The organism is Alkalibacterium putridalgicola (genome assembly GCF_900109825.1).
In the GTDB taxonomy this organism is placed as follows: Bacteria; Bacillota; Bacilli; order Lactobacillales; family Carnobacteriaceae_A; genus Alkalibacterium; species Alkalibacterium putridalgicola.
Genome location: NZ_FOBL01000019.1, coordinates 1 through 24711 on the forward strand (window position 1 = coordinate 1; position 24711 = coordinate 24711).

The window sequence follows — 24711 nt, forward strand, 5'->3', positions numbered from 1 at the left end:
GACGTACTGACGAAGAAACCAGTTTGAGCAAGTCCAATGCGGCTCTCATTGAGCGTGCTCACCGTAAAATCGATTTGAGTGATACCTATAGGATACATCAACAAAAGGAAGCAGGACCTTCACTATGAAGATCCTGCTTCCTTTTGTTTTTAAGTAAACTGTACGAATATATCCAGTCCGAATGGTCCTTCGTCCTCGATGACTGTTTCTGTATTGGGGTCATAAGCCATATAGGGACCACCGGTAACGTATACGAAAGCCGTCAGCAGGTACTTGTCCTGGTAAGACTGCAGGGTCAAAGCCGTGTCTTCCGGAAGAAAACCGAGAGAGATGCCTTCGACTTTCACCAGTGTTTTTCCCTTGTCCTTGTTTACAAAATCAACATTGACTGTCGTGATATTTTCATACTTATAGGTCTGTTTGGATAAAGGAGTCATGTCCTCTTTAGTTTTGCCGGAATAAAAGTTTTTGAAGGGATCTTCCTCGACCATCTTCTCGACGATGCGGTCGACGGTCTCTTCATCTGCTTTCAGGTCTTTTTCGGTGATCTGCATTTCATGTTTAAGCGTATGCTGGTCGTTATCCTGTAACTTATTCTGAGCAGACGTGTCTGCTGTGTCCTTTTTACTTTTAAAAAAATCAAATAGTCCCATGATCAATCTCCTTTTATATGAAGTGCGTGTACTATAAGAATACTGAAAGTGCTTTATTTAGTCAATTAGCAGAGATAAATAAATAGGATACTGCATGAAGTGTTATTAGTTGAAGTTCCAGAGCTGCGGTGACAAACTAAAAGGGTAGAAAGTATTAAAGGAGGAATACTATATGGCAAGAGCGATCAGAATAGAAGAGAACCCGCCTTTCCCAAATCATCCACTGCCGGTGATTTATTATCCTAACGCTTTAACGGATCTGCTGCAAAAGTCAGAGTCACCTGAAAGTATTCTGGATTTTTTCAGTGAGAATGGCTACAGCAACGGCTGGGTGAATGGGATTTATGATTACCATCATTTTCATTCCAATACACATGAGGTGCTGGGGTGCATAGCGGGGCAGTCGACCGTACAGCTGGGAGGCCCGGGTAAAGATGAGTATGCCTTCAACAAAGGCGATGTCATTCTAATACCTGCAGGGGTGGCCCACAAACTGACTGGCTCGACAGATGATTTCAAAATAGTCGGGGCTTACCCGAACGGACAGCAACCGGACATGCAGCGGGGCGAGGCGTCGGATTATGATGCTGTTCAAAAAAGGGCCTATGATACCCTTGTACCGGCCACCGATCCGGTGACCAAGTACAAGGGTCCGGTGCAGGAATACTGGGATCTATAAGGATATGAAAAGCCGAAGCGGAAGCTTCGGCTTTTTTAATGCACACGCTTAACTGTTTTTACATAAGAAGTCCTACACCAAGTGAATCGGACTTTTAAAGCGTGTTGTGAAGGATACTCTCCATAGGAAGACCGACAATTTATATAAACCGTTACATATAAGTTAACCTTATACTACCTATAAAAATAAACAGTTAGACAAGTTTGTGAAAACACTTTATTATTGACTTGTAAGCGATTACTAAATAAGTATTGACAGGGTCAACAAAGAATTAATATTAGTATAATAAATCATAAAAACTTATAGGAGGAGAAAAATGAGAGAAGTAGTTATTGTCGAAGCTGCACGTACCCCGATCGGTTCTCACGGTGGAGCCTTCAAGAATGTTTCAGCAGTAGATCTAGGAGTAGCTGTTGTCAAAGGAGCTATGGAAAGGGCAAAACTCAACCCGGGAGACGTGGATGAGCTGATTTTCGGAAATATCTTGAGTGCCGGCCTGGGACAGAACGTTGCCAGACAGGTGGCTATCTATTCCGGTATCCCTAAAGAGGTGCCATCCTTTGCATTAAACAAACTTTGCGGATCCGGACTGAAAGCAGTGGCTCTAGCAGCTCAGGCAATCATGGTCGGCGATGCCGATGTGATAATTGCCGGAGGAACGGAAAGCATGAGCAATGCGGCACACGTTATTGAAGATGCCAGATGGGGCAAGCGTATGGGGGACATGAAGGTCGTTGATACGATGCTGAAAGATGGTCTGATCGATGCCTTCAATGATTATCATATGGGTATCACAGCTGAAAATATCAATGACAAATACGGCTTTACACGAGAAGAGCAGGATGAATTCGCTGCCACAAGTCAAAACAGAGCAGAAGAAGCGATCAAAGCGGGCAGATTCAAGGATGAAATCATCCCGGTCGAAGTGCCGCAGCGTCGTGGGGATCCGGTGGTCGTCGATACAGATGAATACCCACGGTTCGGTACGACGTTTGAGAAACTTCAGAGCATGCGTCCAGCCTTCAAGAAAGACGGCTCGGTCACTGCAGGGAATGCTTCCGGAATCAATGATGGTGCTGCCGCACTGATCCTGATGAGTAAAGAAAAAGCGGAAGAGTTAGGCATGACACCACTCGTCACTTTAACAGCTTATGCCAGTGCCGGAGTCAGCCCGACGATCATGGGATGCGGACCGATACCGGCTACTCAAAAAGTATTGAAAAAAGCTGGCTTGACTGTGGAAGATCTGGACCTGATCGAAGCAAATGAAGCCTTTGCGGCACAGTCATTAAGCGTCGTTAAAGACTTGGACCTGAACACAGACATCGTCAATGTCAATGGCGGGGCGATAGCCTTAGGTCACCCGATCGGGGCAAGCGGGGCACGGATCCTGGTCACACTGATCCATGAAATGTTGAAACGGGATTCTAAAAAAGGATTGGCAACACTATGTATCGGCGGCGGAATGGGTATTGCTGTCACAGTAGAACGATAGGAGGATAAGGATGGATAAAGTTATAGGGATCGATGAAGCGATCAAGGATATCAGAGATGGTGATACTCTCATGATCGGCGGCTTCATGGCCAACGGTGCACCGGAAAAACTGGTCGATGCACTTATTGAAAAAGGCGTGAAAGATATTACGCTGATCAGTACGGATACAGGTCTAGTCACTACAGGGTCAGGTAAACTGATCGCTAAGAAGCTGGTCAAGAAACTGTATGCGTCACATATCGGCACAAACAAAGAAACAGGACGTCAGATGAACGAAGATGAAACGGATGTTGAACTGGTTCCTCAAGGGACGCTGGTTGAACGCATCCGTGCAGGCGGATATGGCTTAGGCGGGATCTTGACAAAGACCGGTTTGGGTACGCTGGTTGAAGACGGTAAGCAAAGAGTAACGGTCGACGGAGAAGATTACCTGCTGGAAAAACCTTTGAAAGCAGATTTTGCTCTTATTCATGCTGCAAAAGCGGATCGTAATGGTAATCTGGTATATAAAGGATCCACAAACAACTTTAATCACGTGATGACTGCAGCTGCGGAAGTAACGATCGTTGAAGCAGATGAAGTGGTCGAAAATGGCGACCTCGATCCAAACTTTGTACACACGCCCGGCGTCTTCGTGAATCATGTTGTGGATGGAGGTTTGATCAATGGATAAACTGGAAATGCAGGAATTTATTGCAAAACGTGTCGCAAAAGAACTGGAACATGGCCAGATCGTCAATCTCGGGATCGGCCTGCCGACAAAAGTAGCCAACTACGTACCGGATGATATCGAAGTCATGTTCCAGTCTGAAAACGGGTTTGTCGGACTTGGCCCGACACCGACAGAAGAAAATCTGGATCCCAATATCGTCAATGCGGGCGGCATACCTGTTTCGATCAAACCGGGCGGTGCATTCTTTGACTCATCGACTTCATTCGGGATCATCCGTGGTGGACACGTGGACTTGACTGTTCTGGGTGCTTTGCAGGTGGATGAAAAAGGAAACATTGCCAACTACATGATCCCTGGCAAACTGGTGCCTGGTATGGGTGGCGCAATGGACCTCTTGAATGGTGCAAAAAAAGTCATCGTCGCCATGGCGCATACGGCTAAAGGCAATCATAAAATACTGGAAGAATGTGATCTTCCTCTTACTGCAAAAGGTGCAGTAGACCGGATCATCACTGAAATGGGTGTGATCAAAGTCACGACTGAAGGACTGGTATTGACTGAAATCAATCCGGAATTTACAGTCGAAGAAGTTCAGGAAGCAACAGGCGCTAAACTGTACGTCGATAAAGACTTAAGAAAAATGGAAGTTTAATCAAACTATAAAAAAACTATAAATGGAGGAATAAGACATGGTAGAAGGAAAAGTTGTTTTCATTACAGGTGCAGCAAGTGGGATCGGACACGCAATCGGGTTGGAGTTCCTGGAAAAAGGTGCCAAAGTCGTCTTCACGGATGTCAATGAAGAGAAACTGAACGAAGTAGTCAAAGGTCTGCAGGACCAGGGTAAAGACTGCACGGGCATCAAATTGGATGTTACGAATGAAGAAGATATCAAAAATGCTTTTGATAAAACAGTTGAAAAATACGGCCGTTTAGATGTCTTACTTAACAATGCCGGGTTACAGCACGTTTCACCGCTCGAAGACTTCCCTACAGCAAAATTCGAGTTCATGATCAAGGTCATGCTGACTGCGCCATTCATGGCCACCAAACATGTCATGCCGATCATGAAGAAACAGAAATTCGGACGTATCCTGAACATGGCTTCAATCAACGGCCTGATCGGTTTTGCCGGTAAATCAGCCTACAACAGTGCCAAACACGGTGTCATCGGTTTGACTAAAGTAACTGCGCTTGAAGCAGCAGAACACGGCATCACAGCCAACGCGATCTGCCCAGGCTATGTGGACACACCACTTGTTCGCGGACAATTGAGCGACCTGGCTGAAACACGAAATGTTCCTTTGGAAAGCGTACTTGAAGATGTTATTTATCCACTCGTACCTCAGAAACGTCTGCTTGACGTATCAGAAATCGCAAACCTGGCAATATTCCTGGCAAGTGATGAAGCAAAAGGTATAACTGGGCAGGCTTCTGTTCTTGATGGCGGATATACCGTACAGTAATACTTAATTAAAGGAGAAGGAACGGTAGGAATGAAGGTGTTTGTTTCTACCGCCGTTTCCTTGTTTACACATTATGGTCAATAGGTAAGGGAATGCCTACCGTAAAAAAGGAAGTTCATCAGATAAAAGGAGTGACAAAAAGTGGAAGTATTAGGTATTATTATCGGATTGTTTATATTGATGGGTTTAGCCTACATGGGTTATTCGATCATCTGGGTCGCACCACTTGCTGCCGGGTTCGTTGCATGGACAGGCGGTCTGAATTTACTGGAAGCATACACTGGGGTTTATATGACCGGGCTCGTCGGGTTCCTGCAGACATGGTTCCCCGTGTTCATGCTTAGTTCCATCTTCGGTAAATTGATGGAAGACACAGGAATGGCGCGATCAGTCGCGTTGACTCTCTCAAAAGTTTTAGGTGAAAAACGTGCGATTTTAGGTGTGTTCTTGTCTGCGGCTGTCCTGACTTATGGCGGGATCAGCTTGTTCGTAGTAGTATTTGCAGTTTATCCATTGGCATTATCTTTATTTAGAGAAGCAAATCTGCCAAGACGTCTCATTCCTGCAACGATTGCTTTGGGTGCTTTTACCTTTACGATGACAGCACTACCTGGAACGCCTCAGATTCAGAACTTGATCCCGATTCCATACTTCTTCACTTCACCAACTGCCGCACCTATCATGGGTATTGCTGCAGCGTTAGTTATGGCTATCGGCGGCTACTTATACCTGGTATGGAGACAGAACCAGTTAGTAAATAAAGGCGAACTGTTTGATGAACCAAAAGATAACACAGTCGTCGAAGTAACAGATGGAGCACCAAACGTGTTCTTATCATTAATTCCGCTTCTTTCTGTATTGATCACACTGAACTTGCTGGAATGGAACATTATCGTCTCACTGATGGCTGGTATCATTCTTATTTTACTTTTGAGCCTTCCAAGAATCAGACACATCGGCGTAACGAGTTCTATCAATGGCGGGGCCAAAGGCTCTGTTACTGCTATCTTAAATACATCGGCTGCGGTCGGTTTCGGTACAACAGTACAAGCTGTTCCAGGATTCGCTGTATTGACATCAGCTTTGATGTCTATCCCAGGAAATCCGCTTGTTTCACTGTCAGTCGCAATTAACTTACTAGCCGGTGCAACAGGTTCAGCTTCGGGTGGTATGGGTATCGCTTTAGCCGCTCTTGGTGAACAATATTATGAATTGTCACAAACATCAGGGATCTCTCCTGAAGCATTCCATAGAGTCGCTTCGATCTCATCCGGTGGTCTGGATGTTCTACCACATAATGGTGCGGTATTGACGCTGCTTACGATCACTGGCTTAACACACAAAGACAGTTACATGGATATTGCTGTTGTAGCCATCATCATCCCGGTTGCTTCTGTTATCGTTGCAATCATCTTAGCTTCATTAGGATTATATTAAGAACTAGTCTTATAAAATAAATATAGCAAAACGAGCGAACTGTGATTTCCCACAGTCCGCTCGTTTTTTCTATATTATGGCTGTTGCGTGCCCTCCAGTAATCGGAACATGTGGCAAAGGTCACGCAACTGTTTCACGCGTGCCCTTCAGCCATCAAAAGAAGCAGGGAAGGTCACGCAACTTATCTTCTCTATAAATAAAAGCAAAAGGTAAGGATAGGACGGCTGTCCTATCCATCTTTAATGATCACTTCAGTTCTGCACTGCTACGCTTTATAGTAATCTCTCATATAATTGAATACATAATCTTCGACTCGGGAATACCGTTTCTGCTTTCTGCGGCACAGCACCACTTCCCAGTAAATTGGGCTTTCAAATTCTTTCCGGATCACATCCGGGGAAAAATAATAATAATCGACTGGAGTAGGCAGTACAGTAATCAGATTGGAATTACGTGTCACATTCAGCAGCAGATCCCAGGAAGCGGACTGCAGATACAATTGCGGCTTCACCTGTAGACTGGAAAACTTGTTCATCAGCTGATGATGGATCATATAGGTGGAATCAAATATAGCCATAGGCTGATTATGCAGATCCTTCCACTCCAGTTTTTCTTTCCCGGCTAAGGGATTTTCCTTGCACATGAAAGCTGACAGCGTATCCTTTCTGATCACAACTTCTTCGACCGTCCCCAAATCCAGTCCGGTGGGGCGAAGTAACACCACGATTGGGAGTTCCTGGAGGAGAAGATCTTTTTTCAATTCAACGGCCCCAGCCTCTTTGATCTCAAATCGTATCTCGGGATTAGAGGATATCAGTTTAGGTAAGATTTCCGGGAAAACCACTGAAATAACCACAGGCGGAATGCCGATCTTGATACTCCCTCTTAAATGTGCCGATTCTTGCTGCAGATCCTCGATCATGGCATCATATTTTTCAACGATCTCTTTGGCGTACTGGTACAGTACTTCACCGGCAGGCGTCAGTGTCTGCAGCCTGCCATGTGCCCGTTCAAATAAGGTGAGGTTCTCATTTTTTTCAAGCCCAGCAATGGTCTGGCTCAAAGCCGGTTGAGACACATGCAGGATTTTTGAAGCCTGCGACATGTTAAAGTCGGTTTCGACAATAGAAATAAAGTAATGCATTTGTTTGATATCCATGAAGCATCCTTTCTGCGGCTATTCAGCTGACCAGTCAAACAGCCGATTTCTTTATCATTGGATCAGGCTTTCAGTATCAAAACCTCTCTCGGATTGATGAGCACTCGGTGTCCTTTGATGATACCAAGAGAAGACAGACCAGCCGAGTGCCGGTTTGCCACTATGGTCCATTCACTCGGAAGCGGATAACTGCTTTTGAGTTCGACTTCTTCAGGGTGGAGAGTTGTGTTGACGACGACAGCCATCATTGTCCAATCCCCTTCGTTCAATGTATTTGGGATGGTATAAGCTAGCATGTTTTCATTCAGTTGTGAAAAAGTGACGGCTTCTCCCGTTTTATTTGAAGGATCGCGGAGTGGCGCATACGCTTTTCTTATATCGATCATACCTTTATAGTACTCCAGGAGATCTTTGTTTTCATTAGCATGAGCCCAATGAAGCTGGTTGATCGAAATGGACGAGCGGAAACTGTTCTCATCACCAAGCTTCGTCCGGCCAAACTCTTCGCCTGCCTGCATGAAGATGCCGCCTAAAGAGGTGAACAATAGCGCTGCATTGATTTTATTGAGCTGGATGACTGTTTCATCCCGGGTATAATCCGGTTCATCTTGAAGGGATTTCATCAGTTTATCGAACAGGGTCAGATTGTCGTGAGCAGAAGCATAAGTAATGACCTGAGCCGGGGTTCGTGCCCACTGTTTTTCTTCAGGCAGTCTGAACCGACCGACGTCTGTTTGTGTGTTGGCGAGGATGCTGGCTACCAGATCACCGGTAGCATAAGCGCTGTGTTCGAAACCGTTTGCGCCCTGCAGGAAGCCACCGGCCCGCTCATCGAAGACAGGACCTTTGATCGCATCTCTGTATTCATCATTGAAAAGAGCGATACCGTCAGCTAGATCATTGACATGAAACTTGTCAGCCGGTTTATTGGGTTCGTAGATAGCCACACTTCCGGCATTCCACGGTTCACCGTACAGAAGGACATCAGCATGTCCATTTTCATCGAGAGTCTGACGGAGCAAGTTCATCGTATCCACGTCATGCAGGCCCATCAGGTCAAAACGGAAGCCGTCGATATGGTATTCATCTGCCCAGTAGAGGACGGTGTCGATAATATATTTGCGCATCATTCTGCGTTCACTGGCTGTTTCGTTGCCGCAGCCGGAGCCGTTAGTGAAGTTGCCGTCATGGTCCTGACGATAGTAATAATCCGGGACCGTCAACTGGAACCAGGCATCGTCTGTTGTATAGGTGTGATTAAAGACGACATCCAGAATCACGCCGATATCCTGTTTGTGCAAGTGACTGACCATATCCTTGAACTCTTTGATGCGTGATTTAGGATCACTTGGATCTGACGAATACTTACCTTCCGGAACCATGTAGTTTTTTGGGTCGTATCCCCAGTTGTAGGCCGGGGAGGTCTCGTCATTTTCAAAGTCAAAGGCAGGGAGTAGATGGATATAGTTGACGCCCAGTTCTTTCAGGTAGGATAAACCTGCCGGCTGATCCGGGTCGCCGTTTACTGTCACACCTTCTTCTGTAAAGGCTGAATATTTCCCTCTGTTTTGAGGAGAGAAGGCTGCCTCTTGATCACTGGAGAAGTCTTCAATATGCACTTCCCAGATTATGGCATCGGTAATTCTAGAGACACCGTGATAGGCATCCGCTGACCAGTTATTGGGATCCGTTTCACTGAAATCAATGACGGCCGAGCGGTCACCGTTCAAACCAACTGCTTTTGAGTAAATATCGGCGGCTTCTACTTCGGCCTCATTATGAATGAAGCTGTAGGTATAAAAGAACCCCTTAAGATCTTCGTTGATTGACAGGGTCCAGCAATTGTTTTGTAGTTTCATTTCACGCTTATATAGAGACGCTGACGAATCGGCTGTTTCGTATACATTGACATAGACATGCTGAGCTAGAGGCGACCAGACTTTAAAGAGTGTACGATCCGGAGAATAGGTGATGCCCAGATCATCTCCGGTATATTCATGATCTTCAAGGTACGGGATGCGTTCTTCAATGGGATGTTCAGGTGTCATGATCATTATCCTTTCTGTGAGTCTGTGAATCCAGTATACCATGCTTCGCTCATCAGAAGAAAAAAATAGAAGCTGCCCGTCAGCCTGAAGCATCCCTTTATATATGGGGACATCCAGGTTAACGTGCAGCTTATGTGTTTATGTTTAAAGTATGCCGATCAGGTCCAGAAAGGTCGTCCATCCTAGACTATAGATTACAATGGACAGTGGTTTGCCCAATAAAATCACAGTGACTACTTTTTTTACAGACATATCCGACAAGCCGGCCAGATAACAGACCACATTATCCGGTGCAAGCGGTGTAAACACAACAGTCGTAAAGAAACGTTCGAAAGCTTTTCTGTTCTTCAGTTTATCCTGATACTTCCTGATGCGCTTTTCGCTTACGAGCTTATGTAAAGCGGGTTCGCCATAACGTCTGACAACGAGAAAAGCAAGGATGGAGCCGGTACTGATGCCGACATAGTTGTAGATGTTGCCGACGACAGGGCCGTATAGAATCACTCCGGCAGTGACCGTTATAGCCGACGGCAGAAATGGCAGGAAGAGCTGCAGGATCTGAAGCAGGATGAATATGAAGATGGAGTAGTTACCAAACTGATGGATATAGTCAACGAACTGCTGGCGAGATTCGAACACGCCGCCCTGCCAGGCAAATAGTATGAGAGTCAGAGACAAACAAAGGCCGATGAGACTCAATATGTCGATCCATTTCAATTTGAAAAAGTTACGCGCCATTGCTGTTTCCTGCTTTCGTATCTATTTTTACTGGAACGCAGCGAGCTATTCTACGGAACGCAGTGTATCTATTCAGTGACATAGTCCACCAGGATCTTGAATGCGGCTTTATGACCAATGGTGATTTGTCTGCCTTCAGGTGTTTCAAGAGTGATAGGTCCGTCGAAAGGCTCAACATCAGTCAGCGTATAACGGTCACCTAACTGGATATCTTTCTCGAGCAGATAGTTAAGGAATTCTTTATCATCGTCGACTTCTTTGATTTTAAAAGGTTTACCTGTGCCGACATCTGTCAGGGGAAATGTTGAAGTCTCAGGAAGTGACCCATCCTTATTGGGAATGACGCCCCCGTGGGGATCAAATTTAGGCTCGTCCAGGAAGTCATTCAACCGTTCGATCAGGAGGTCGGACGAAACATGTTCCAGCAGATCGGCATCCGCGTGTACTTCATTCCAGTCATATCCCAGTTTTTCGAATAGAAAGACTTCCCAGATACGGTGCTTGCGTTTAAGCTGATGAGCAATGCGTATGCCTGAAGAAGTCAGTTTAACACCGCGATAAGGCACATGACTGATCAGTTTTTCTTTCAGCAGGCGGGCATTCATCTCCGTAACAGAAGCGGCAGAGATGGATAAGTTGTTTACAAGTTTTTTATTTGAGATGACAGAGTGATCTCCGCCCAGCTCGTAAATGGCTTTTATAAAATTTTCTTTATTTGGTGTCATGTCAGTCCATCCTTTTATTATCTATCTTATTAAGTTTTACCATAGTTGTCGAGTCATTGTCAAAAAGATAAAAAAGAATAAATTTGGTTGACTTAAATATATTTTTAGGATATCCTAAAAACGTTCAGTAAGTAACCTGAAAACCACAATCTTACAGCATTGATTTGAAGCATCAAAGAATCGGATAAAGAGGGGTACAAATGAAAAAAAGATTGCTTTTTATACTAGTGGCTGGGTTGTTTTCCTTGGCGGGATGCAGCAGATCAGACCAGCCCGCAGAGGACAGTAATGGTAAAACTGAGATCGTGACCACAACGTCGTTTCTGACTGATCTGGCTGAAACGATCGGCGGAGAACACGTTGCTGTGACAGGGCTGATGGGGCCTGGAGTGGATCCGCATTACTATCAGCCGTCAACATCAGATATCATCGCTATGGGCGAAGCTGAGGTCGTCATCTATAATGGCCTGTCTTTGGAAGCACGGTTCACTGAGATATTTGAACATCTCGGCGAACGGGATGTGCTCACGCTGAAGGCAGCTGACGGTATAGCAGACAGCAGTGTTCTCCATGAGACGGAAGAAGGGGACGCGCAGGCAGTGGATCCTCATATCTGGTTCAGTGTATCAAGATGGAAACAGGTCGCTCAGTATGTCGCAGAGGAACTGAGCAGTCATGATCCGGAACATGCAGAGCATTATCAGGAAAATGCAGAAGCATATATAAAGGAGCTGGAAGAACTGAGTGCCTATATTGAAGAACGAGTGGCCGAAGTGCCTGAATCATCAAGATATCTGGTCACTGCTCACGACGCTTTTCAGTATTTTGGGGAAGAATTCAATTTTAAAGTTGTCGGACTGCAGGGGTTGAATACGAAAACAGAAGCGGGAACCGGGGATATCAGTCAGATGGCTGATTTTATTGTTGACAGAGACATTCGAGCTGTCTTTGTGGAGAGTTCTGTTTCGCCAAGAAGTATCGAGGCATTGATCGAAGCGACAGCCAGTCGTGAACATGAGCTTCAAAATGCGGGAGCATTATATTCGGATGCCTTAGGCAGTCCAGAAGATAATACGGATAGCTATACTGCGATGTTCAAAGCAAATATCGATACGATAGTCGATGGATTGACTAAAGCAGAATAGCCATAATATGATGGTGAAAGAAGGGTGACCATGAAAAAAGAGAGTGCAATACAAATCGATAAACTGACCGTAGCTTATGAAGCACAGCCGGTATTATTGAATATTTCACTGGCCTTTAAAAAAGGGAAGATGACAGCGATCGTGGGTCCAAACGGTGCCGGTAAATCAACCATGATCAAAGCGATGCTCGGACTAGTCGAACCTGTGACAGGAGAAGTCGTGTATCAGGACGTTGACCAGGAAGCTGTTTCTTATAAAGAGCTGAAAAACCGGATCGCTTATGTCCCGCAAAACACTTCGGTCGACTGGGATTTTCCTACGACCGTCCGTGACGTCGTCTTGATGGGACGGTACGGACACTTGGGCTGGTTCAAAAGGCCTAAAAATAAAGACAGAGAAATAGCCAGACAGATGCTGTTGAAAGTAGGTCTGCCTTCGTTTGCCTCCCGACAGATCAGTCAGCTATCTGGTGGGCAGCGCCAGCGGGTCTTTCTGGCACGTGCTCTTGCACAGGAGGCAGATGTCTATATCATGGACGAGCCTCTGGCCGGTGTCGACATGAAAACGGAACATATCATAATGAAACTGCTCAAGCAGTTAGTTGCGGAAGGAAAAACCGTCCTGGTGGTCCACCATGACCTCCAGACTGTCGAGGAATATTTCGATGACATCGTCTTTATCAATCAGGAAGTGATCGCTGCCGGACCGGTAGATGAAACCTTCGATAAACAGACGGTCAAAAAGACCTATCACCGTGACCGTAACTTAGGAGAAGGTGAATAGGATGCTGATTGAATTGTTTACGATTTTATCTGACTACACCTTTCAGCTCGTGGCTTTGGGTACAGGAATCATCGGCCTTCTCAGCGGGGTGATCGGGACTTACGCGACCTTACGCAAAGAGAGCCTGCTGGGGGATGCCTTGAGTCATGCTGCCTTGCCCGGGATCGGTCTGGCTTTTGTCATGATCCAGCGGAAAGAGCTGCTGTTTCTGATGATAGGCGCCATCGTTTCGGGACTGATCGCGACGGCACTTATTCAGCTCATTACCAGGAAGACGCTGGTCAAGCTGGACAGTGCGTTGTCTCTTGTCCTGTCCAGTTTTTTCGGGCTGGGACTTGTGGTCCTGACGGCCATTCAGAATAATCCGAACGCGCAGCAGGCTGGTCTGCAAAGTTTCATCTTTGGTCAGGCCAGCGCAATGCTTCAAAGAGATGTGCAGCTGATCGCTGGTGTCGGTGTGATCCTATTAACGCTGGTGGTCTTGTTCTGGAAGGAATTCAAATGTTATACCTTTGATCCGATGTTCAGTCGGACGCTGGGTTTTTCAAGCAAAGTCATTGAATTTATTTTATCGATGATGATCGTTTTGACGATCATCATCGGACTGGAATCTGTGGGTGTTATCCTGATCAGTGCGCTGCTGATCGGGCCGTCCATCGCTGCCCGGCAATGGAGCCACCGTTTGAGTAGAGTGGTGATCCTGGCAGGACTGACGGGTTTCTTTTCCGGCGTGATCGGTACACTCGTCAGTTCAATGGGTGATAACATCCCGACCGGTCCAGTCATTGTTGTCGTCGTCAGTCTTTTTGTTTTCGCCAGTCTTTTATTCGCACCTAAACAGGGCTTGATCGCCAGACGGATAAGAAAACGGGAAAAACAGAAACACTTTTTAACCCGATTGAATGATTTGAAGGAGGGACAGTCATGAGCATGATTACAGAAATCACCTTGATCGCTGTGGTCGTTGCCGTAGCCTGTGCACTGCCCGGCGTATTCCTGGTGCTCAGAGGTGTGACGATGGTGTCTGACGCCATCACTCATACCGTGCTTTTGGGTATCGTCTTAGCCTTCTTCATTACTCAGGATCTGAATTCGCCCCTCTTGATGATCGGGGCGACGTTAGTGGGGGTCGCGACCGTCTGGCTGATCGAAACGATACAGCGTTCAGCCCTCGTGTCCACAGATGCGGCGATCGGGATCGTCTTTCCACTTTTCTTCAGCATCGCGATCATACTGATCACGCTCTATGCAGGAGATGTTCATCTCGATGAAGATGCTGTTTTGATGGGCGATCTGGCCTTTGCTCCTTTTAGACGCGTGGATGTATTCGGCCTTGATATGGGCCCCCAGTCTCTGTGGGTGATGTCGGTGATACTCGTCATGAATGCTCTGTTCATCTTCTTTTTCTACAAGGAATTGAAGATCACGACGTTCGATCCGGCTTTTGCTGCGGCTCTTGGCTTCACCCCCATGATCATCCACTATGCACTCATGACGCTGGTGTCGCTCACAGCCGTTGGGGCCTATGATTCAGTAGGGTCCATCCTTATTGTCGGCTTCATGGTAGGACCGGCATTATCCGGCTACCTGCTCACCCATTCTTTAAAGAAAATGATCAGTATCACTGTTTTGATAGCTGTCGTCAACAGCGTCAGCGGTGTCCAGCTGGCCTTCTTTTTTGATACGACGATCGCAGGTATGATCGCTGTAGTGACTGGCTTCACCACCTTGCTGGTCCTTGTCTTTTCTCCTCGAAAAGGCTTGTACAAACAGCAGCTGAATCAGAAGCGGGCCCGCAAGCTCCTGGATAAACGGATAAAAACGTTAACGTGACAAAAAAGGACGACCATTCTAGTAAAATCAGAATGGTCGTCCTTGTTGTCTCAGCTGTCTTTCGTCGTGCCGCGCTTGATCAGGCGGAAGGTGAGGGGCGTTAATCCCTCGGATGCTTTACCGAGCTGTTTTAAAAGGGAGCGGCAGGCGTTTCTGCCTTGTTCCTCGATGCCGTAGTCTACAGTGGTCATATCCATGACTTCGCTGACAAACAGATTGTCAAAACCGATAATCGAGAGATCTTCGGGGATATTGAATCCTCTTTTTTGAAGTCGTGAGACAAGGAGCGCGGCGATGTTATCAGAATGGGCAATGACAGCATCGGGCCTGGGTGACTGTCCTTCGATCCAGTCCACGACATGTTCGACGTCGTCTGCCGAAAAGATGCGGAGAAAGGGGTCGGAAGGATAGGATTCAACGTCCTTGGATGCACAAAAGTCAAGGTACGCTTCGATCCGACGGGTCGTATTCAGACCGGTCGGTGTGCCGTACACATTCAGTATGCGTCGACAGCCGGTATCCCAGGCATAGGACAGAGCCAGCTGGTTCCCTTCGTAATGGTCGATGAACACACTGGGGATGCCAGGGGTATCCACATTATGTAAGGTGACGATGGGACCGTCCTCCAGATATTTTTCCAGCACTTCCCAATCGTTGGCCCGGTAGATCAGGAAAATACCGTCCAGTTCTTTTGCCCGGAGTAAATCAAAGGCCTCACGCTCGCGCCTCTGGTCACCGTTCGTAATAAACAAAGTTGTGGTGTAGCCGGCGGAGTGAGCCGCAGCGATAAAGGAATTGATGCGGGGCACAGCCGTTTCATTGAACTGGGTACTGACGATGCCAAAGTTTTTTGTCTCGCCGGTCCGCAGCAGCTGAGCATGCTTGTTGGGCGCATAATTAAGCTCCCTTATGGCATTTTCCACCTTCCTGCGTGTTTCACTGCCCACATAGCCGCTCGTATTGATGACGCGGGAAACGGTCGCGGATGAAACACCTGCATGCTTGGCGATATCCTGAATAGTCGTAGCCATTTGAGCACCTCCTTTTTGTTCAGTATAGCAGATTTCCAATGACTTAGATCAAAAAAGGCAGAGACCCTCATTTTTCAAGCCGTGAATGTTTAACGGACTGTCATGAAAAATGAGCAGGATGTCTGCCTTTTTATCAGCTTCTTTGAGTGATGAATGAGCGGATCCGATGCAATACATTGCGTTTCTTTGATGTATTCAATGTATTTTCCAGATGCATCAATTCTTTTTGTGCATGGATAGGTGTTCTGTTGCCGGGTTTTGTTTTTTCATAAAGCCCGTCAGCGTTCAGATTCCAAGCTTTGACATTGTCATATAAATACATTTTAAGGATAGAAATAATGTGTCGTTTCCATTTTTCATCCAATACGGGGAAGGCGATTTCTACCCGTTTGATCATATTTCTGGTCATCATATCGGCAGAAGAAAGATAGAGGTTTTCTTCTCCATTATGATAGAAATAATACACACGGCTGTGTTCCAGGAATCGACCGATCACGCTGCGGACAGTGATATTTTCGCTGACGCCTTGGATGCCTGGGATCAGACAGCAGATGCCGCGCACGATCAGCTCGATCTTCACGCCGGCCTGACTGGCTTCATACAGTTTCAGCAGCATCATCTTATCTGTCAGAGAATTCATTTTAGCAATAATGTGACCATTACCATAGCGTCTGTGGAGAGTGATCTCTTTTTCTATATTTTCGATGAATGCATCACGGATATCAAAAGGAGAGACATGCAGATAGTGATAAGGCGGCTGTTCATTATAGCCACTCAGATAATTGAAAAAGTCAAACACATCCTGAGTGATTTCTTTATCTGCTGTGATGAGCCCCATGTCTGTATACAGTCTGGCTGTCTGTTCATTGTAATTGCCCGTGCCCAGATGAGCATATCGTCTGAAACCACGCGTTTCTTTTTTTATGACCAGAGTCGCTTTACTGTGCGTTTTAAGTCCTTTGACCCCATAAAGGATATGGGCACCCGCTTCTTCAAGCTTTCTCGCCCAGTGGACATTATTCGCCTCATCGAACCGGGCTTTCAGTTCGACCAGTACCGTGACCTGAATGCCTTTTTTCGCTGCGCGTTCTAATGCCTGTACTAAAGTAGAATCCTGGCTGACGCGATACAAGGTCTGCTTGATGGCGACGGTGCGGTCATCCGCAACGGCCTGCTCAATAAACTGAATGATCGGCTGAAAGGAATCAAACGGATGATGGAAGAACAGATCCTGATCGGCCGTCAAATCGTAGATCGACTGCTTTTCAAAGATTTTTGGATAAGAAGGATCGAACGTCTCAAAAGATAAGTTCAGTCCGGTATCTTTCAGTATATCCACCGCTTCATGCAGACAGGTCAAATCGATGGGACCGTCCAGGTAATAGATATCCCGCTGTTTGATGGATAATTCCTTCTTTAAATACGTGATGTCCTTTTCAACAGACTGGCTGGTCCTGCGGTTATCGACTTCCAGTCTGACCGCCATCCCATTTTTCCTTTTTTCCAGGTAGTCTTCGATAACAGACAGCAGATCCTCCGCCCCTTCTTCCTGTATCTCCAGATCGGCATTCCGTGTGATACGAAATGTAAAGGAATACGTCACTTTATACCCCTTGAATAAATCTGAAAGAAAGGAATAGATCATGTCCTCAGAAAACAGCAGCAGGATCTCCCCGTCTTTCTTGAGGGAAAAGAGGCGGTTCAGCCGCTGGGGGACAGGAACGATGGCAATGAAAGGCTTGCCGGATTTTTCTAGGCGAACGAATAGATGCAGCACCCCGTCTGTTAAATGCGGAAAGGGACGATAGGCATCGATGCCGTAGGGTGTGATAGCCGGGGCGATCTCATATTTAAAGAGGCCTTTTGCCCGTTCCCGGTCGTTCTCAGACAGTTCATCGATCGTCGTGAAGGAGACTGAGTAGTTTTCGAGCTCCTTTTTCTTTTTACCAAAAAGAGCATACTGGCGTCTGACCTGCTCCTGATTCTTGATGGTTATTTCCTGCAGCTGTTTTTTTGGTGTCCACTGTTTCTTTGTATCGGGTTCACTTACCCCCATTTTCAGCTGATCCTGCAGACCCGCCACACGAACTTTATAGAACTCATCTAAATTTGAACTGCCGATCGCCAGGAACTTCAGCTGTTCCAGCAGCGGATTGGTCGGGTCGTCTGCTTCTTCTACCACACGGGCATTAAAATCCAGCCACGACAGTTCTCTATTCTGATAGTAATCCGGATTTTCCAGTAAATTATCTTGCCCCTGCATAGTCATACCTCCGTCTGGGTTGAGTCATCTGTTTCTTTATTGAACGTGATCTCGAGTGGTTTCCCCAGGACCCGTTCAATATGGTTTTTATGCCGGTTGGCACGATACTCTTCAGCGATCGCATCGCCGCTGTAAGTGACTTGAAGCACATAGCCGTCATCATCAGTTTCGACCAGATCCATTTCCTGGACAAAATTGACGTGCGAATCACTCAGGGCTTCTGCAAACTTGATGATGCTGCCCATATAAAGCAGCAGGTCAAGCTCTTTCTCATCGTACCAGTCTTCAACATCGCTTGTATACTGTTTGAACAGCGAGCGGTTCTTGTAACTGGCTAGTAAGGCAAGGCGCACACGATCGCGGTGATTGAATCCATGCAGGTTCGTGTTCGAGATGATATAAAAAGTATGCTGGGATTTTGAATCATCTTCGATATAACTGCCCAGATAATAGAGTGTGGCCCCATAATGCAGAAGATAGAGATGTTCATCTTCGACATCCAGTATCCCTTTCTCTTTTATCAGTTCGATCAGCCGGTCAGCCAGGATGATCCGCTGATGGGCACTGATCGGACGGATATCGTATTGCTTGAACATGCGCTGAACCGTCTGACGCTTGATCCCGAACAAGTCATAGGCATCTTCATACTGTTCATTCAGACGCTCGAGAATGATGCCTTCCCGCAGCCCGCGGTTACTGATGGCAAATGTTTCTGACTGCATCACTTCAAGCAGTTCAGAGAAGACGATCCCGGCGGGGATGATAATGTCGCGGCGATCCTCGCTCAGGCCATCCATATCAGCCATTTCTTCCATGGAACTGTCTTCAAATAACTCGAAGGTCTCATACAGATCTTTTCTGGACATATAATACTGATGGATGCCGGCGATCGGATAGTCATTCTGACGCTGGAAAACTTCTGCATAGTTGCGTGCTGAACCGCCGATCCCGACTAAAACGACTTCGAGGCCTTCCAGCCAGTCAAGGGTCTTTAACTGTTCATTTACCCAGTTGCGTGCTTTTTTTATCGCCTTTTTATCATTGTGGTCTTTTCCGTCAAAAAAATCTTTCTGCAGAGAAACTGTCCCAAACGGAAAACTGTGCATCTCTTTGACTTCTTTGTTTTTAAAGTAAGTGACCTCTGTACTCCCGCCACCAATATCCACACTGACGCCGTCAATGACGTCCATGGTATGTCTCACGGCATAATTCCCGTAGTAGGCTTCCTTTTCTTCAGGCAGTATGCCAAGATCCAGATCCACTTCTTCTTTCACACGGCGGATGATCGCGTCTCTGTTCGTTGACTGTCTGATCGCAGCTGTGGCAATAGAAATAAGATCTTCAATATTATAACGGTCAGCGATATCCGTGAAGCTTTTCAATACTTTGATCAGTACCTTTATGCCTTCTTCCGACATTTTATTTTCACTGTCCAGGTACTGAACCAGACGGGCGGGGGTTTTTATGTTCTGAAGTTCCGTTATACCCTGATAATCATCTTTTTCAAAAATGACCAAGCGGATGGTGTTCGAACCGACATCTAGTAATCCAAAACGTTCTCTTGACATAGTCGTCACTCCTAATTTAGTTCTGCTTCTTTCTCGTTAAGGTGATACTCTTCTCTTTAATCATACTATTTTTTTCTATATAAAGTCTAAAAATGCACACTTCATTACAATGATATTACAAAATAACAGAAAACGCTATCATAACCGGTTCTTTTACATAAAACAGCTGATATTATCAATAGTTGAGCGTATTCTTCAATGTTTTGTAACAAATTGTAAGAGAACCGAAATGTACAATAAAGGTTTTATCGGTATAATAACTGGGCATTGAATACTGAACGCGTATACAAACCCTTAATTCAGAAAGGATCGTCCGATAAATCATGAAAAAACGACTAGTGAGCTTGGCTGTTATTGGTTTAACATTCTTGCAGTTAAATAATGCACAACCTGCTTCAGCTGAATCTTTAGATACGATCAAAGACCAGCAGGAACAGACGGAAAAGGAGATCCAGTCCCTTCAGGAGAATGTCAATACAGTTATCGAAGAGGTCAATACCTTGAACGAGACACTGGTCACGCTGGAAGAGACCATAACTGAAAAAGAGACAGATATTGAAAACACTGAAAAAGAAATTTTGAATCAGGAAGAAATCGTTGCAGCGAGATTAGAACAGGCCAGCGAGCGTCTGCATTCTCTGCAGGTCAATGAAATGTCACAGAATATCGTGCTGACCCTGCTGGAATCTGAAAGCATCTCAGACATGTTCAACCGAGCTCTGGTGCTCATGCGTTTGACAGATGCAGGCAACGAACAGATCGAACTGGCTGAAGAAGAAGCACAGAAACTTGTCGCATTGAAAGAGCAACTGGTTGATTCACGGGTGGAATTACAAGGTCAGCAGGAAGAAGCTGTGGCTCAGAAAGATGAGCTGGATGATAAAGTGGCTTCCCTGCAGACGATGATAATGGAAAACCAGTCTGAATTATCATCGCTTGTCCAGCGAGAAGCTGAAGAAGTTTCACGTATCGAAGAAGCGCGACGTGCGGCTAGAGAAGAAGCGGTTTTAGCAGCCGCTGAGAGAGAAGCAGGCGAACAGGAAGTATCTACTTCTTCATCCGATAAACAAGCGAAAGCAGAGCAGACAGTTAAGACTTCAGCACCTAAAAAAGCTGAATCCAAACCTGCCTCTAAAAAAGAGTCAAAACCGGCACAAACTTCTGGGCGAACAGTGAGAGTTCAGGCTACAGGTTACTCTACTCAGCAGCCGGGGTTAAGTTCGCATACTTACATGGGCATTGACCTGCGTGTCAATCCGCGTGTCATTGCAGTCGATCCTTCTGTTATTCCGCTTGGATCCATGGTCGAAGTCGAAGGCATGGGCGTATACATTGCCGGTGATACTGGCGGTGCGATTCACGGGAATATCATTGATATTCACTTCAAGACAGTAGCTGAAGCCTTGCAGTGGGGCCGTCGCAATGTGACTGTCCGTATTTTAAACAAATAAATCAGTATGATTCTAATTAGAACCAGCGAGTGAGATCTTAACGGATCTCCCGCTGGTTTTTGTGTCTCATGTCTCAGATTTTGGTGACAGAAGGGTAGGGATTATTCAGACTACGAGCTGCTTTGAAAGAGCTGAAGGATTGAAACTTCGGGGCTTTCGTGATGACTGAACGGTCAGATAAACCAAATGGGTCCGAAGGTCAGCTTATCCATTTCTTTGCATGCCTCGAATACGTTGAATCAGGAGTTTTTCGGCCTCTTCTATAGGGATCCGCTTTAGTGAATGAGCCGAATGCTGGACAACTTCGGTTTATTCATAAAAAGACGGTCTTGGGATACACTGATGATCAGTCATAGGATAGTGAGGTTCGCGGTTCAGTTGCATTTTCTGCAGCTATCCTGTTTAATCATTAGTATAACGAATAGTAAATGAGGGGAAACCATGCATACAAAAGAATCACTGGTTCAGGATCTGAAGCAGCTGAATATCAACAGTAAAGGTACACTGCTCGTTCATTCTTCATATAAAAGTATTGGGAAAGTCAAAGGCGGACCGGAGACGGTGTTAGACAGTCTGAGTGCCTATATGAAAGACGGACTGCTGGTCCTGCCGACACATACTTGGGACTATATCACTAAAGACGATCCCGTCTTTGACGTTAATGAGTCGCCCTCGAATGTCGGGATGCTGACTGAGAAATTCAGGCACAGGGCTAATGTCTTCCGGTCTGAACACCCGACGCATTCGGTCGCTGCACTAGGCAAAGACGCTGAACTTTTCACTGAAGGAGAATACAGACACGACACGCCTTGTGCCAGAGAATCTGTCTGGGGAAAACTTGTGGATAGAGATGCTCAGATTCTGCTGATCGGAGTCGACTTGACGAGAAACACCTTTATTCATGGCATCGAGGAGTGGGTGGACACTCCCGGACGGATGACCGAGTCGCATGAAGACTTGTACAGTGTCCTTCACACAGGTGAAAAGGTTCATGTCCCATCCCGTCGCCATTCCGGTTCACATGCGTCCGAGCATTACTGGAAAGTTGATGGGATACTGATGGAAGAAGGGGCCATGAGAAAAGGTACATTTGGCGATGCAGATGTGCGCATCATTGATGCCAGAAAAACGGCAGACCTACTGACTGAACTGCTGCTGAAAAAGCCTGATCTGTTTTCAGATAACGAACCGCTTGCTGATGAGTGGCGCTATTACCTTCAGAATAAACGCAGTGAAAGCTGACTCAAGAGGTGAAAAAATGAAGTTAACGATACGCAAACGTACATTAGGAACGATTCCTTTGCTGGAAGTCGTCGAAGAAGCCAGGCGGAACGATACCTTGCCGCTGATCGTTTATTATCACGGCTGGCAGTCATCAAAGGAACTGGTGCTGACACAGGGCCGCTATTTAGCTGAGGCGGGATTTCGTGTCCTGCTGCCGGATGCGGCCAATCACGGAGAGCGGAAACAGCCGATCACCAAGATCCCTTCACTGACTTTCTGGCAGAGTATCCACACCAATCTGTTCGAATTTGGATTCATCGTGAACCATTTTAAAAAACTGGGTGTAGTGGATGACCGGATAGCAGCGGGAGGCGTGTCGATGGGTGGGATCACGACATGCGCGCTGCTTACGCATCATCCCGAAATAAAAGCGGCAGCCTGCATTATGGGTTCGCCTCAGCCAGTAAAATACCGTGAGCGGATCATGGGTCACGCTTCAAAGCTCGACCGCTTTTTCCCGCATGACTATGAATCCTTGCTCGGCTGGGTACCGGATTACGATTTGTCCTATCATCCTGAAACGCTGGGAGACAGGCCCGTATTGTTCTGGCATGGCATTCACGATGTGATCGTCCCTTATGACCATGTCGAGGAATTCGTCAAAGAGAATCCTGACAGGAACCTGACGTTTATCGAAGAAGACGAAGAACATCTTGTTAAAGTACCGACGATGAAGGAAATCACTGCTTTTTTCCTTAAAGAAATGATTAAGGTGAACGAATAAATAAGGTCATGAAGATGAGAAAAAACCATTCCACGGATACTCGTGGAATGGTTTTTATCTTAACAAGCAGTTCTAAGCTGTTCTTCTTGTAATACAAGACATGTATTGTTTAGGGTTGAGAAAAGATGATTTCAGTTCTATTAACTCATATGTCTCAGATAAGAGAGTTAATAGAAAATGGTCAGACTTCTAGCAAGTCCTCAAAGAAAAAGTGGATGAGTTCATAAAAGAAAGCCCATCTTTTATGAACCCTAAATCGAATAACTGATGAGTTTATAGAAGAAGGCCCTTCTTTTATAAAGTGTAGGGAAATAAATAATTGAGTTATTAAAAGATGGGGCATTTTATGTTAACTGTCAGTGTTTAAAGACAGTGAGTTAATAGAAGTTACGTGATCTTTTGTTAACTCCACTTATAATAGAGGGGTAGTTAACAAAAGTTTCTGCCAGTTCTTTTAACCCAGTGAGCCTCACCCGGGGAGTTGAGAAAAAAACATGAAATGTCATGTAAAAAACAGGCGAGGTCCCCATAAAAGAGCCTCACCTGTTTATATCATTAAGTTAAAAAGCCATTAAATTCCATATGACGATATCGCCATCTTCTGGAACGAAGTCTTCAGCGGATTCTTCGACCATTTCATCGTTGGCTTCAAAGATCCAGTATAAACCTTCATCGGGGTCCTGTTCATAGCCTTCGATTGCTTCAACAAATCCTTCATCCGATACAATCATTTCAAAGTTATCTTCCATAATTTCCATCAGTGTTGTATCATCTTCGACTTCGAATGATTCGTTGGCAACTTCTTCTTCATCGGCATAAATAACGATATTTACGTCATTCATTTCATCTGAAGTTGCCGGATCGGCCGCATCATCTGAAAGCATACCGCTAAATACGAGTGCTAACACTACCAGGATCACACCGACTGCAATAGCTACCAGTGTTTTCTGTTTCTTTTTCATGATCAGTTTCTCCTCTTTACTTAACGTTGTTGGTGCACATTCGATGTATTCTGATCTGCTCGTTGAAAGACCCGCATAGCGATGGGGTAGAGCAGTGCAAAGAATACGATATTCCCGCCGGCGTGCATGATGTCATAAGGCAATCCCGACAAGTAGTAGGGGACGAATATATTCCATCCGAAAAACGGTGCCTGAACGAGCGAGATGATCAGTCCGTATACGATCCCCAGAAAGGCAACAAAGAACTGCATCACTGGCAGCGGGATCGATTCATAAGAGTCCTCGAGCAGATAGGTCAAGCCGATCAGCACAGAATACGCTGCGAATTGAGCGATCGTCCAGGGGCCCATACCAAGATAAAAGTTGGTGAGCAGCACGGACAAAAGGGAAACGGCCAGGCCGCTTTTCCATCCGTAATATAAGGTGATGCAGACGAGCAGCACGGTCATCGGCTGGACGTTGGGAAGAAAGGAAAAGCTTAATCTTCCCACTGAAACAAGTGTGGTCAGCAGAGCGATACGCGTGAGTGTATACGTACGGCCTCTCGAGAACGTGGATTGTTTACTTAATGGTGCAGATTTCACTTTTCATTCT

23 protein-coding genes are annotated in these 24711 nt (G+C 45.9%); 13 read left to right on the plus strand and 10 right to left on the minus strand.

The genetic code is table 11. The annotated features are described in order from the left end of the window. Positions 1-149: 149 nt before the first annotated feature. Complete coding sequence (locus tag BMX84_RS07290) at positions 150-653, minus strand: hypothetical protein (protein WP_091488498.1); 504 nt, start codon at positions 651-653, stop codon at positions 150-152. Positions 654-825: 172 nt separating this feature from the next. Here BMX84_RS07290 and BMX84_RS07295 point away from each other — a divergent pair, with 172 nt between their 5' ends. From BMX84_RS07295 to BMX84_RS07320, 6 genes are all read left to right on the plus strand, one after another. Beyond that, positions 826-1332 carry a cupin domain-containing protein gene (locus BMX84_RS07295; RefSeq protein ID WP_091488500.1) on the plus strand — a complete coding sequence of 169 codons (507 nt, stop codon included), beginning with the start codon at positions 826-828 and terminating at the stop codon, positions 1330-1332. Between the two features lie 316 nt (positions 1333-1648). Continuing rightward, on the plus strand, positions 1649-2827 hold the full coding sequence (locus BMX84_RS07300; protein WP_091488501.1) for an acetyl-CoA C-acetyltransferase: 1179 nt from the start codon (positions 1649-1651) through the stop codon (positions 2825-2827). 10 nt (positions 2828-2837) lie between these two features. After that, on the plus strand, positions 2838-3500 hold the full coding sequence (locus BMX84_RS07305; protein WP_091488503.1) for a CoA transferase subunit A: 663 nt from the start codon (positions 2838-2840) through the stop codon (positions 3498-3500). Then, positions 3493-4152, plus strand: a complete 660-nt coding sequence (locus BMX84_RS07310) for a 3-oxoacid CoA-transferase subunit B (protein ID WP_091488505.1) — start codon at positions 3493-3495, stop codon at positions 4150-4152. Before BMX84_RS07305 ends, BMX84_RS07310 begins: the two co-directional genes overlap by 8 nt. A 37-nt stretch (positions 4153-4189) precedes the next feature. Continuing rightward, a complete protein-coding gene (locus tag BMX84_RS07315) occupies positions 4190-4966 on the plus strand; it encodes a 3-hydroxybutyrate dehydrogenase (protein WP_091488506.1) in 777 nt (258 codons plus the stop codon). Between the two features lie 141 nt (positions 4967-5107). After that, positions 5108-6403, plus strand: coding sequence for a GntP family permease (locus BMX84_RS07320; protein ID WP_218142352.1), 1296 nt, complete (start codon positions 5108-5110; stop codon positions 6401-6403). Positions 6404-6668: 265 nt separating this feature from the next. On the opposite strand, the gene BMX84_RS07325 is transcribed toward BMX84_RS07320, so the two are convergent. From BMX84_RS07325 to BMX84_RS07340, 4 genes are all read right to left on the minus strand, one after another. Beyond that, positions 6669-7562: a LysR family transcriptional regulator gene (locus BMX84_RS07325; protein WP_091488508.1), complete on the minus strand. Its 894-nt coding sequence runs from the start codon at positions 7560-7562 to the stop codon at positions 6669-6671. Positions 7563-7624: 62 nt separating this feature from the next. Then, positions 7625-9610: a type I pullulanase gene (gene pulA / locus BMX84_RS07330; protein ID WP_246119087.1), complete on the minus strand. Its 1986-nt coding sequence runs from the start codon at positions 9608-9610 to the stop codon at positions 7625-7627. 144 nt (positions 9611-9754) lie between these two features. Beyond that, positions 9755-10348, minus strand: a complete 594-nt coding sequence (locus BMX84_RS07335; RefSeq protein WP_091488510.1) for a TVP38/TMEM64 family protein — start codon at positions 10346-10348, stop codon at positions 9755-9757. Between the two features lie 68 nt (positions 10349-10416). Further along, complete coding sequence (locus tag BMX84_RS07340; RefSeq protein ID WP_091488511.1) at positions 10417-11073, minus strand: metal-dependent transcriptional regulator; 657 nt, start codon at positions 11071-11073, stop codon at positions 10417-10419. 200 nt (positions 11074-11273) lie between these two features. On the opposite strand from BMX84_RS07340, the gene BMX84_RS07345 reads away from it, so the two are divergent. From BMX84_RS07345 to BMX84_RS07360, 4 genes are read left to right on the plus strand one after another with little or no spacing between them, the layout of a single operon-like run. Next, positions 11274-12218, plus strand: coding sequence for a metal ABC transporter solute-binding protein, Zn/Mn family (locus tag BMX84_RS07345; RefSeq protein ID WP_091488513.1), 945 nt, complete (start codon positions 11274-11276; stop codon positions 12216-12218). 30 nt (positions 12219-12248) lie between these two features. Next, the gene (locus tag BMX84_RS07350) at positions 12249-13001 is read left to right on the plus strand and encodes a metal ABC transporter ATP-binding protein (protein WP_091488514.1); all 753 of its coding nucleotides are present in this window, start codon (positions 12249-12251) and stop codon (positions 12999-13001) included. Position 13002: 1 nt separating this feature from the next. After that, positions 13003-13929 carry a metal ABC transporter permease gene (locus BMX84_RS07355; RefSeq protein ID WP_091488516.1) on the plus strand — a complete coding sequence of 309 codons (927 nt, stop codon included), beginning with the start codon at positions 13003-13005 and terminating at the stop codon, positions 13927-13929. Beyond that, on the plus strand, positions 13926-14834 hold the full coding sequence (locus BMX84_RS07360; RefSeq protein WP_091488518.1) for a metal ABC transporter permease: 909 nt from the start codon (positions 13926-13928) through the stop codon (positions 14832-14834). The genes BMX84_RS07355 and BMX84_RS07360 overlap by 4 nt, the downstream gene beginning before the upstream one ends. 50 nt (positions 14835-14884) lie before the next feature. Here BMX84_RS07360 and BMX84_RS07365 read toward each other — a convergent pair whose 3' ends face one another. The 3 genes from BMX84_RS07365 to BMX84_RS07375 form a co-directional block, all read right to left on the minus strand. Next, on the minus strand, positions 14885-15865 hold the full coding sequence (locus BMX84_RS07365; protein ID WP_091488520.1) for a LacI family DNA-binding transcriptional regulator: 981 nt from the start codon (positions 15863-15865) through the stop codon (positions 14885-14887). A gap of 133 nt (positions 15866-15998) precedes the next feature. Continuing rightward, positions 15999-18128: an RNA degradosome polyphosphate kinase gene (locus BMX84_RS07370; RefSeq protein ID WP_091488521.1), complete on the minus strand. Its 2130-nt coding sequence runs from the start codon at positions 18126-18128 to the stop codon at positions 15999-16001. 2 nt (positions 18129-18130) lie between these two features. Further along, positions 18131-19696 (minus strand): Ppx/GppA family phosphatase, encoded by a 1566-nt coding sequence (locus tag BMX84_RS07375; RefSeq protein WP_091488523.1) that lies wholly within the window; start codon positions 19694-19696, stop codon positions 18131-18133. Positions 19697-20019: 323 nt separating this feature from the next. On the opposite strand from BMX84_RS07375, the gene BMX84_RS07380 reads away from it, so the two are divergent. The 3 genes from BMX84_RS07380 to BMX84_RS07390 all read left to right on the plus strand — a co-directional run bounded on the left by BMX84_RS07380 (position 20020) and on the right by BMX84_RS07390 (position 23155). Next, positions 20020-21147, plus strand: coding sequence for a 3D domain-containing protein (locus BMX84_RS07380; RefSeq protein ID WP_091488524.1), 1128 nt, complete (start codon positions 20020-20022; stop codon positions 21145-21147). A 441-nt stretch (positions 21148-21588) separates the two neighbouring features. Beyond that, positions 21589-22389, plus strand: a complete 801-nt coding sequence (locus tag BMX84_RS07385; protein ID WP_091488526.1) for an AAC(3) family N-acetyltransferase — start codon at positions 21589-21591, stop codon at positions 22387-22389. A 16-nt stretch (positions 22390-22405) separates the two neighbouring features. Next, the gene (locus BMX84_RS07390) at positions 22406-23155 is read left to right on the plus strand and encodes an alpha/beta fold hydrolase (protein WP_091488527.1); all 750 of its coding nucleotides are present in this window, start codon (positions 22406-22408) and stop codon (positions 23153-23155) included. Positions 23156-23715: 560 nt separating this feature from the next. Here BMX84_RS07390 and BMX84_RS07395 read toward each other — a convergent pair. Both BMX84_RS07395 and BMX84_RS07400 read right to left on the minus strand, forming a co-directional pair. Then, complete coding sequence (locus BMX84_RS07395; protein WP_091488529.1) at positions 23716-24117, minus strand: DUF4430 domain-containing protein; 402 nt, start codon at positions 24115-24117, stop codon at positions 23716-23718. A 20-nt stretch (positions 24118-24137) separates the two neighbouring features. Continuing rightward, complete coding sequence (locus tag BMX84_RS07400; protein WP_246119086.1) at positions 24138-24701, minus strand: ECF transporter S component; 564 nt, start codon at positions 24699-24701, stop codon at positions 24138-24140. Between the last annotated feature and the right edge of the window lie 10 nt (positions 24702-24711).

Excerpts from the sequence above, each read along its gene's own strand:
- BMX84_RS07290 (WP_091488498.1), bottom strand. The coding sequence starts at position 653 with ATGGGACTATTTGATTTTTTTAAAAGTAAAAAGGACACAGCAGACACG.
- BMX84_RS07295 (WP_091488500.1), top strand. The coding sequence starts at position 826 with ATGGCAAGAGCGATCAGAATAGAAGAGAACCCGCCTTTCCCAAATCAT.
- BMX84_RS07300 (WP_091488501.1), top strand. The coding sequence starts at position 1,649 with ATGAGAGAAGTAGTTATTGTCGAAGCTGCACGTACCCCGATCGGTTCT.
- BMX84_RS07305 (WP_091488503.1), top strand. The coding sequence starts at position 2,838 with ATGGATAAAGTTATAGGGATCGATGAAGCGATCAAGGATATCAGAGAT.
- BMX84_RS07310 (WP_091488505.1), top strand. The coding sequence starts at position 3,493 with ATGGATAAACTGGAAATGCAGGAATTTATTGCAAAACGTGTCGCAAAA.
- BMX84_RS07315 (WP_091488506.1), top strand. The coding sequence starts at position 4,190 with ATGGTAGAAGGAAAAGTTGTTTTCATTACAGGTGCAGCAAGTGGGATC.
- BMX84_RS07325 (WP_091488508.1), bottom strand. The coding sequence starts at position 7,562 with ATGGATATCAAACAAATGCATTACTTTATTTCTATTGTCGAAACCGAC.
- pulA (WP_246119087.1), bottom strand. The coding sequence starts at position 9,610 with ATGACACCTGAACATCCCATTGAAGAACGCATCCCGTACCTTGAAGAT.
- BMX84_RS07335 (WP_091488510.1), bottom strand. The coding sequence starts at position 10,348 with ATGGCGCGTAACTTTTTCAAATTGAAATGGATCGACATATTGAGTCTC.
- BMX84_RS07340 (WP_091488511.1), bottom strand. The coding sequence starts at position 11,073 with ATGACACCAAATAAAGAAAATTTTATAAAAGCCATTTACGAGCTGGGC.
- BMX84_RS07345 (WP_091488513.1), top strand. The coding sequence starts at position 11,274 with ATGAAAAAAAGATTGCTTTTTATACTAGTGGCTGGGTTGTTTTCCTTG.
- BMX84_RS07350 (WP_091488514.1), top strand. The coding sequence starts at position 12,249 with ATGAAAAAAGAGAGTGCAATACAAATCGATAAACTGACCGTAGCTTAT.
- BMX84_RS07355 (WP_091488516.1), top strand. The coding sequence starts at position 13,003 with ATGCTGATTGAATTGTTTACGATTTTATCTGACTACACCTTTCAGCTC.
- BMX84_RS07360 (WP_091488518.1), top strand. The coding sequence starts at position 13,926 with ATGAGCATGATTACAGAAATCACCTTGATCGCTGTGGTCGTTGCCGTA.
- BMX84_RS07365 (WP_091488520.1), bottom strand. The coding sequence starts at position 15,865 with ATGGCTACGACTATTCAGGATATCGCCAAGCATGCAGGTGTTTCATCC.
- BMX84_RS07370 (WP_091488521.1), bottom strand. The coding sequence starts at position 18,128 with ATGCAGGGGCAAGATAATTTACTGGAAAATCCGGATTACTATCAGAAT.
- BMX84_RS07375 (WP_091488523.1), bottom strand. The coding sequence starts at position 19,696 with ATGTCAAGAGAACGTTTTGGATTACTAGATGTCGGTTCGAACACCATC.
- BMX84_RS07380 (WP_091488524.1), top strand. The coding sequence starts at position 20,020 with ATGAAAAAACGACTAGTGAGCTTGGCTGTTATTGGTTTAACATTCTTG.
- BMX84_RS07385 (WP_091488526.1), top strand. The coding sequence starts at position 21,589 with ATGCATACAAAAGAATCACTGGTTCAGGATCTGAAGCAGCTGAATATC.
- BMX84_RS07390 (WP_091488527.1), top strand. The coding sequence starts at position 22,406 with ATGAAGTTAACGATACGCAAACGTACATTAGGAACGATTCCTTTGCTG.
- BMX84_RS07395 (WP_091488529.1), bottom strand. The coding sequence starts at position 24,117 with ATGAAAAAGAAACAGAAAACACTGGTAGCTATTGCAGTCGGTGTGATC.